This window comes from Enterococcus villorum, assembly GCF_007990225.1.
Lineage (GTDB): Bacteria > Bacillota > Bacilli > Lactobacillales > Enterococcaceae > Enterococcus_B > Enterococcus_B villorum.
This window is the reverse complement of sequence record NZ_BJWF01000058.1, coordinates 1-9,075: the sequence shown is the minus strand read 5'-3', so window position 1 is coordinate 9,075 and position 9,075 is coordinate 1. Positions and strand designations below refer to the sequence as shown.

At 34.8% G+C, this 9,075-nt stretch carries 6 protein-coding genes and 2 tRNA genes; 1 reads left to right on the top strand and 7 read right to left on the bottom strand.

The features are described 5' to 3' along the window. The first annotated feature begins 134 nt into the window (after positions 1-134). Complete coding sequence (locus EVI01_RS12840) at positions 135-1,664, top strand: AcpB/EbpR/MafR family transcriptional regulator (RefSeq protein ID WP_010750041.1); 1,530 nt, start codon at positions 135-137, stop codon at positions 1,662-1,664. Positions 1,665-1,857: 193 nt separating this feature from the next. Here EVI01_RS12840 and gor read toward each other — a convergent pair whose 3' ends face one another. The 7 genes from gor to EVI01_RS12805 all read right to left on the bottom strand — a co-directional run bounded on the left by gor (position 1,858) and on the right by EVI01_RS12805 (position 9,058). Then, on the bottom strand, positions 1,858-3,204 hold the full coding sequence (gene gor / locus EVI01_RS12835; RefSeq protein WP_010750040.1) for a glutathione-disulfide reductase: 1,347 nt from the start codon (positions 3,202-3,204) through the stop codon (positions 1,858-1,860). Between the two features lie 185 nt (positions 3,205-3,389). Next, complete coding sequence (locus EVI01_RS12830) at positions 3,390-4,631, bottom strand: peptidase U32 family protein (protein ID WP_010750039.1); 1,242 nt, start codon at positions 4,629-4,631, stop codon at positions 3,390-3,392. Between the two features lie 19 nt (positions 4,632-4,650). Next, positions 4,651-5,574, bottom strand: coding sequence for a peptidase U32 family protein (locus EVI01_RS12825; RefSeq protein ID WP_025480565.1), 924 nt, complete (start codon positions 5,572-5,574; stop codon positions 4,651-4,653). A 192-nt stretch (positions 5,575-5,766) separates the two neighbouring features. Then, positions 5,767-8,250, bottom strand: a complete 2,484-nt coding sequence (locus EVI01_RS12820; protein ID WP_010750037.1) for an ATP-dependent Clp protease ATP-binding subunit — start codon at positions 8,248-8,250, stop codon at positions 5,767-5,769. Positions 8,251-8,256: 6 nt separating this feature from the next. Further along, positions 8,257-8,724, bottom strand: a complete 468-nt coding sequence (locus EVI01_RS12815) for a CtsR family transcriptional regulator (RefSeq protein WP_010750036.1) — start codon at positions 8,722-8,724, stop codon at positions 8,257-8,259. Positions 8,725-8,854: 130 nt separating this feature from the next. Further along, a tRNA-Arg gene (locus EVI01_RS12810) sits at positions 8,855-8,928 on the bottom strand. Between the two features lie 56 nt (positions 8,929-8,984). Next, a tRNA-Pro gene (locus EVI01_RS12805) sits at positions 8,985-9,058 on the bottom strand. Between the last annotated feature and the right edge of the window lie 17 nt (positions 9,059-9,075).

The window sequence follows — 9,075 nt, the reverse complement described above, 5'->3', positions numbered from 1 at the left end:
TTAAAAAAAATTTTTTTATGTTAAAATTTAATTTTTATATCTATCAAAAAATTAAATAACAATCATTAAATAAAGTTTTTTTTTTTTAATTGACAGAATAAACATGGAGTATATTTTAAATAAAATAAAAAAACGTGGTAACCTTAGAAAAATATGATAAAATAATGTGTACAGCATCAAAGGAAGGTGGGGAGGAGAGATTTCTAAAAATTGAAATCCTAAATATGATGATAAAAGAACTTAGTATACTTGAAAAAAATTCTGAACGACAAGTGAAGCTAGCGTTGCTTTTAGGTATGAAATCTATGGATTGTGATACACTGACAAAACAATTAAATGTTACAAAAAAAACATTGTTAAGTGATATTGTTTTTTTTAATCATACTTATTCACCTGTTGTTGTTGAAATTGATCAATACCAAATTACTACATTAAAAATACCGAATGATATGAATTTAGAAGATTTAATAAAAAAAATTCTCAATCATTCAACAAATGTTCAAATCTTAAAAACAATTTTCACAGAAGAACCGCATTTATCAAAACTTGCAGAAAAATTATATTTAAGTGAAACCAGCATTCGACGAATCGTTTTAAAGATGAATACCTATTTCTCCCAAAAAAAATGGCCCATCACTATAAAAATTGCATCACATTTACAAATTATAGGAAATGAGAGTTTCGTTCGCCATTTCTTTTGCAGTATGTTTCGTGAAATATATAAACCACAACAATTACCACATTTTGAATATATCTTTGATTTATTGCGTCGTTATCATAAAAAAAAACATACATATACCTCTATAAGTACATATAAATTAATTTTAAATAGCTATTACTTCTACACATCGATTATTCGTATTGGGCAAGCACACTTGATAGAAGCTTCCTTTACACAAAAAGAAACAACAAGTGAATTAACTTTTTTTGAACTATTGAAAAAAAATACTGTTCTTTGTTCTATCATTGAAAAAAAATATAATTTTAGTTTGACCAAGTCTAATATCCAAAACTTATTGAATTCATATACGCATTTATATTCTTTTGATTCTACAAACTGTGAATTAAAACAATTGGCAAAATTGCATAAATTAGTACATAGCTTCTATACATACATAGGTATTGACATCCCTTTTTCTTCTGAGGATATTCAACGATTAAATGATTGTATCCATTTCAACCAACGGATACAATCATTTAAAATAACTTATAGCGATATTTTATCTGAAACATTAATGGGAGAATCTCCACAATTATTGAATGCTTACGAAAAATCAATTGAAAAAGCTGAGTTAACCATAATAAAAGAAAATCAATTACTATACGAAGAATTATTTTTGGAATTAATCACTTTATCACCTAAATTAATAACAGCGCTTCTTCCATATAAAGAGCATTTTTCTATTTTAATCGTTTCTTATCAGGAAGAACGTATTTTAACTTTTTATAAACAGCTTTTGTTAAAAAAATTGCCTGCCCTACATCAAATCGATATCTATCAAGAAAATATCTTTTCGGTTGATTATAAAAAAATCAATCAATACGACCTAATTTTAACGGATATTGAACTGAACAGAACAAAAATTTCCACACACATGCTGAAGATATCCAAGATACCAACTTCTTCTTTTTGGAGTAATTTAAAGGAAATTATTTACAATTAGAGAAAGTATATCCTACAAAAAACAAGCTAAAGAACCCGAAAATGGCTTTTCCTATTTTCGGGTTCTTCAGCTTATTGTGTCTCCGGTTACCTGCGACATTTTTTAGATTGCGCTTTAACACGGAAATCGAAATAAAACAATGATGCAAAGTACTTATTTAGGATAGCTGAATACAGCCACCACAAATCCTCTATTACCGCATCGTCACAAATTCCTCAGAACCTGTCGGATGGATAGCGACAGTCTGGTCAAAGTCTGATTTTGTTGCACCCATCTTGATTGCAACAGCAAAGCCTTGTAACATTTCATCTACTCCTACACCAATTGCATGCAATCCTACGATTTTTTCTTCTTCACCCACACAGATCAACTTCATTTCACACTTTTGACGATAGTCATTTAATGCAAAATACATTGGCGTAAATCGCGACCGATAAATTTTTATTCTTTCACTGCCATACTTCTCAACTGCTACTTCTTCTGACAATCCGATTGTTGCAATAGGTGGATGGGTGAAGACAACCGTAGGAACAAGATGATAATTCAAATAAGAATTTTTCTGGTTGTTAAATAAACGTTCAGATAATCGTCTCCCAGCTGCAATAGCTACTGGTGTTAAATCAATTTTTCCAATAACATCGCCTACAGCAAAAATATTTGAATCAGTCGTGTTTTGGTATTTATCTACTTTCACAAAACCTTTATCATCTAATTGTACTTGAGTATTTTCTAGTCCTAATTTATCAGTATTTGGCATGCGTCCACCAGCAAACAAAACACAATCACCCGTCAATTGTTCCCCATTTTCAAATACAACCGTATACTCTTTCTCATTCTTGATAATTTCTTTTGCGGTATGGTGTGCATAGGTTCGAATACCTGCTTCCTGATACATCTCAATCAAATTGTCAGATAACATTTTATCGAAAGTCCTTAGAGGTCGTTCTTTTCGGTAGGCCCACATCACTTCACTTCCTAGTCCTTGAAGTACACCTGACAATTCGGCTGCAATATAACCAGCACCTAAAACAATCACCCGTTCTGGTAATTCAGTGAGTTCGAAAAAACCATTCGAATCAATTGCATATTCGCCACCAGGAATCGTCATTTGGCTAGGTTTACCACCAGTAGCAATTAAAATTTTGGATGATTGATACGTTTCTCCATTGACTTCCACTGTCTGACTGTCAATGAAACGAGCATAACCTTTTATTGCATCAACCTGATTATTATCTAGTCCACGTTGATAGGCACCATGTAAAAACTCAATATATTGCTCACGTTTTTCAACTAATTCTTTGAAATCGAATTTTTTTAGCTCAGCTTGAATCCCATAACTTGAGGCATCTCTTTCTAATGTTTCTAAAATAGTACTAGCTTGCCACATCACTTTTTTTGGTACACAGCCAACATTTACACACGTACCACCTAACTCATTGCCTTCAATTAATAAAACCTTTGCGCCATGCATTCCAGCTCGATTGGCTGAGGCGATCCCCCCAGAACCACCGCCTATAACAATATAGTCATAAATCTTCATGTTATACCTCCTGATTTAAAAGGAGTAGGTATCTCTTTCTCCTTTTAGGTTAGATCAATTTTTTAAAAAATGGATAAATCATTGCTTTTTTAATTCTCTTTATCCTTACAAAAAATAAGTGTAACACGTTTAAATAGATCTTATCATTTTGATGCCTCATTTTTATACGAGAAGCAGGAGCGAGTTTATTTTCTCTTACGAATCATATCACCTGATTTTACTGGTTGCTCTACCGGCATAGTCAAAATCATCATAGGATTTGGAGCACGGTCAATAGATTCTTCTTCCTCATTGTACATCACTTCAACTTTTTGACTAAAGTGAGTAAATCCTGGTCCATAAAATTCAATTTCATCACCCACTGAAAATAAATTACGTTGGCGAATCGTTGCTATTTTTGTTTTTTCATCGTAACTCATCACTTCACCGACAAATTTATAGACAGGTATCTTTCGACGTTCTCCAAATAATTGTTCATTTTCAGTTGGCGTGTTGAAATAAAAACCGGTTGCAAGCTCTCTTTGAGCAACTTTCCATAATTCATCAATCCATTCTTGCTTACATACATAATTTTCCGGGTCTTCCATATAACTATCAACGGCAGTTTTATAAACATTAGCTACTGTAGAAACATAATGGATGGATTTCATTCTGCCTTCAATCTTGAAACTATCTACACCATTTTCGATTAATTCTGGGATATGTTCGATCATTGACATATCAACTGCACTCATTGAAAATTCTTCTTCAATTTCACCGCTATCTGTTAAATGATTTCTTTCTTGACCAAAAGGCATATCAAATAATCCATATTTCCAACGACAAGATTGGGAACAACCTCCCCGATTGGCATCACGCATCGACATATGGTTAGATAATGTACAACGGCCAGAATAAGAAATGCACATTGCGCCATGGATAAATGCTTCGATCTCAACATCGGTATTTTTACGAATCTCAGCAACTTCTTCCATTGAAACTTCACGAGCTAGCACGACACGTTCCAACCCTTCTTCTTTCCAAAATTCAAGCGTTTCATAATTTGTTGCAGATGCTTGTGTAGATAAATGAATCGGTAATCCTGGAGCTTCAGTAGCGCAAATTTCGATCAATGCTGGATCTGAAACAATCACTGCTGAAATTCCAATATCACGTAGTTGTCTAAAAAATTCTCCTGCGCCTTCTTCATTTCCTTCATGAGTCACCATATTTGCAGCAACATAAACTTTGGCATGGTGTGCTTTGGCAAAAGCAACGCCTTCAGCCATTTCTTCATAAGTAAAATTCCCAGCACGACTTCTTAATCCATAGGCATTTCCTCCAATGTAAACTGCATCGGCACCATAATGAATGGCTGTCTTTAGTTTTTCAAGTGTACCAGCCGGAGCTAAGACTTCCGGACGTTTTAGTTTTCGTTGTGTTGTCATTTTTCTTTCGTCATACTCCTTACTTGATGGCTTCAGGATCAATATAAAAGAAGCCTGTATCTAATTCACGATTTTCTGGATGTAATGTGCTAATTTTTTTACAAAGGATATCTGCATCTGTCTCGTTCCACATACCTTTTAAAATTTGATTTTTTGCTTCAACAATTAGCTTAGTAATTTTCACAAAATTTTCTCCTGGGGTAAATAGACCATCTAACTTCCATGTACGGAAATGATGTTGATACAACAAATTCAATTCCTTAGAAAGGTTGATATCATTACTGGCAAAAATATGTGTTCCGTGCGAATCTTCATAAATAGAATAATGAGTTTCCTCTTTCTTGGGCTCTGAAATAAATAATCCTCGGTCACGATCCGTTCTTTCTTCTTGTTTTGTAAAATGATAATAATTTTGTAGTAAAGGACGTTTCGACTGGTGGATACAAGTAGCACCATATACGAGGACCTCCACAGGAACTTGTAATTTGTCTTCCATGGCTTTCATTTCTTCAAAGGGCACTTCTCTAGCCAAAACAGCACCAACTGCACCCTTTTTAGCCCAAAAATTGATCTGTCTTGCGCTAGTAACTAACGTTTCTGCATCAAAAATATAGGGAATCGCCCACTCTGGATGTTTTTTCATTGTATATATAATGCCAGTATCTCCAACTGTAATCTTGTCAGCCTGGATTTCTTTAAGGAATTGAAGATACTCAGGAACTTTTTTCATTTTTTCAGGATGAATAATTCCATTCAATGCAATATTCACTTTTTTACCGTATGAATGTGCTAATTCTACTAATTGACGCTGTTCTTCTCTAGTGAATGAAGCAGGCAATCGTAAACCAAATAATTCTTCTCCAAAGTATAAGGTATCTGTTCCTGCTTCTAATAATTCTTTTGCTTGTTCAAAAGTTTCTACCGTAGTTATGATTTCGATCATCATTTCCTCCTCCTACAACTCCATAATAGTAGCATAGCTAAAAAAAGTTGCCAACACTTCTCACATTTATTGAAGGATTTTTGAAATTATTTTGCACTAAATAACGTGAAAATAAAAAGCGAGAGAAGTCTTTTTACATAACATTAAGGAGCTTTATCCTTCCTGTCATGTTTTTCAACTCTCTCACTTTATTTATGATGTTTTTACTGCTTGTTTCTTAGGTAAACGTGTAGTCAAAGTAATTTTCCCTTTTGAAGCTCCTACAGTTACATGATCACCTAAATGAATCTCTCCACCTAATAAGGCTTCACTTAATCGATCCTCTACTTCTTTTTGTAATGCCCTTCGGATTGGGCGAGCGCCATATTCAGGATCAAATCCAGCTTTGCCGATCACGTCTACTGCTGCTGATGTAATTTTTACTTGTATGTCTTGTTCTTTTAATCGTTTGACAATCGCACGACTCATGATTTGAACGATCGAGTGAATTTCATCCTTACTCAATGAGTGAAAGACAACTGTTTCATCAATACGATTTAAAAATTCTGGTCGGAACGTTTTCTTTAATTCTTCTAAAATACGTTTTTGCATCGCTTTATGATCTTTTGTAATATCTTGAACATTAAAACCGACATTTTTTTCTTCTCGTATTTGCGTAGCGCCAATATTGGAAGTCATGATCATAATCGTGTTTCGAAAATCAACTTTACGCCCTTTAGAATCTGTCAAATGACCGTCATCTAATACTTGTAGTAATAAATTAAATACATCGGGATGCGCTTTTTCTACTTCATCTAATAGGATAACTGAGTAAGGTTTTTGTCGAATTTTTTCGGTTAATTGTCCTCCCTCATCGTATCCCACGTAACCTGGAGGAGAACCAATCAAACGACTCGTGCTATATTTTTCCATAAACTCAGACATATCTACACGAATCAAGGAGTTTTCATCTCCAAACATTACTTCTGATAGAGCTTTTGCCAGTTCTGTCTTACCAACACCTGTAGGTCCTAAGAACATAAAGGAACCGATCGGGCGATTTGGATCTTTTAAACCACTGCGTGCTCGACGAATCGCTCTAGAGACAGCTTTCACCGCTTCATCTTGTCCAACCACACGTTCATGCAACAATGCTTCTAATTCTAGTAATCGCTGGCTTTCTTTCTTCTCTAATTGTTGCAACGGTACACCCGTCCATTCCGAAACAACGGTTGCCACATCTTCTTCTGTCACGCGATCAGCATAACCTTTCTCATGCTTTTCTTCCACTATCAAAAGTTTTGCTAATTTGTTACGCAATGATTTTTCTTGTCTTCTTAATTGAGCAGCTGTTTCAAAGCTTTGTTTTTGAATCGCTGCTTCTTTTTCTTTGACTATTTCTTCAATTTCTATTTTGGTCACTGCGGATTCAGTCAAATCCCCAGTTTGATCCAAACGTACCTTCGCTGCAGATTCGTCAATCAAATCAATCGCTTTATCTGGTAATTGTCGAGAAGTAATGTAACGTACAGAAAGGTTTACGGCAGCACGTACTGCATCATCAGTAATTTCCACTCCATGATGTTCCTCGTACCTTGAACGAAGACCGCGTAAAATTTCTTCTGCTTCTTCAGGTGTAGGCTCATCCACTTGAATACGAGCAAAACGTCGTTCAAGTGCTGAATCTTTCTCAATATACTTTTGGTATTCATCTAACGTCGTTGCGCCAATGGTTTGTAATTCTCCACGTGCTAAAGCTGGTTTTAGTATATTCGAGGCATCAATTGCTCCTTCTGCCCCTCCTGCACCAATCAAAGTATGCAACTCATCAATAAACAAGATGACTTGTCCATCATTATAAATTTCATCAATTACTTTTTTCATACGATCTTCGAATTCACCACGGTATTTAGTTCCTGCCACTAATGAACCCATGTCTAACATCATTAATCGTTTTTCTTGCATTTCTTCAGGTACTTCACCCAAAATAATTTTTTGTGCCAGTCCTTCAGCGATTGCAGTCTTTCCGACCCCAGGTTCCCCTACTAATACAGGGTTATTCTTAGTTCGCCGACTAAGAATTTGAATCAAGCGCTTTACTTCACTCGAACGACCTACAACCGGATCTAACTTTCCTTCTTTTGCTAGCTTAGTTAAATCTCTTGCTAAAGAATCTAAAGTTGGTGTCCCTTTTGTTAATTGTCGTTTTTCTTGAGAATTTCTACGACGGATGCTATTATTTCGACTATCGTTTTTTAATCCCATTTTTTGCTTTAATGATTGGCGTACTTTCGTAAGACTAACGCCTAAATTGATCATCATGCGAGTCGCCATAATGCTTTCATCTTTTAATAAACTAATTAAGATATGTTCTGTTCCTACTTTTTGTGCACCCATCTTTTTTACTTCACTATTTGCCAACGCAAAAATTTGTTTCATGCGTGGAGAATAGGGAAGGAATACACCTGGTGGATAGGCAGTCATTGTTCCGTAACCAATCAAGTGTTCAACTTCTTCATAGACATCCGTTTCGTTCAATCCAACTTCACGTAATACCTTTCCAGCAATACCATTGGGTTCAATAACCAATGCCAGCAATATGTGTTCGGAACTGACAGATTGATGTTTAAATTTTTTTGCTTCTTCTTGTGCAATTTCTAATACTAATTGTGCTCTTTGAGTAAAGAGTTCTTCCATTTATATTCACTTCCCATCTTCATAGCTTAATCGTTCTAAAAATGCTCGAAGGATTCGAGCACGAACATAATCTTCTAACTCATTCATATTAAGTGTATTTTTAGCAATCGCACTTAACATTAAATTGCCTTCTTTTTTAGTAATGAACTGATCTTCATATAATTTTTGAATAATGGCAAACGCATTTTTCTCACTAATTGTATCATCAAATAATTGATTGACCTGTTCCAGCATATGCATCTTATCAGAAATTCTTACTTTAGCAATACGTATGTATCCTCCGCCTCCACGTTTGCTTTCAACGAGATAACCACGTTGAATCGTAAATCGCGTATTGATCACATAATTAATTTGAGAAGGAACGCAATTAAAGAGGTCTGCCATTTCAATCCTTCGAATCTCGATCATTTCATTCTTTTCTAAAATTTTTTTTATATATGATTCAATTAAATCCGAGGTATTTTGATGTGCCATCTTACTCATTCCTTTGACTAATATTGACCTTAATTATAACGAATTTAAGATCAGAAAGAAAGAAGAATGACTTTTCACTGAAAAACCTTAGAAAATATAAAAAAATACGGAATACATGATTCCGTATTAACGCGCCCAAGAGGAGTCGAACCCCTAACCTTTTGATCCGTAGTCAAACACTCTATCCAATTGAGCTATGGGCGCATATTCAATTTATCTAAATTATAAGATACATTTATAGAAAAAGCAATGAAAAAAAATCGGGAAGACAGGATTCGAACCTGCGACCCCTTGGTCCCAAACCAAGTGCTCTACCAAGCTGAGCTACTTCCCGAAAAAATAAAAAAGACT

Bases quoted from the DNA above. Each gene is read 5' to 3' on its own strand.
- gor (WP_010750040.1), bottom strand. From the start codon at position 3,204: ATGAAGATTTATGACTATATTGTTATAGGCGGTGGTTCTGGGGGGATC.
- EVI01_RS12830 (WP_010750039.1), bottom strand. From the start codon at position 4,631: ATGACAACACAACGAAAACTAAAACGTCCGGAAGTCTTAGCTCCGGCT.
- EVI01_RS12825 (WP_025480565.1), bottom strand. From the start codon at position 5,574: ATGATCGAAATCATAACTACGGTAGAAACTTTTGAACAAGCAAAAGAA.
- EVI01_RS12820 (WP_010750037.1), bottom strand. From the start codon at position 8,250: ATGGAAGAACTCTTTACTCAAAGAGCACAATTAGTATTAGAAATTGCA.
- EVI01_RS12815 (WP_010750036.1), bottom strand. From the start codon at position 8,724: ATGGCACATCAAAATACCTCGGATTTAATTGAATCATATATAAAAAAA.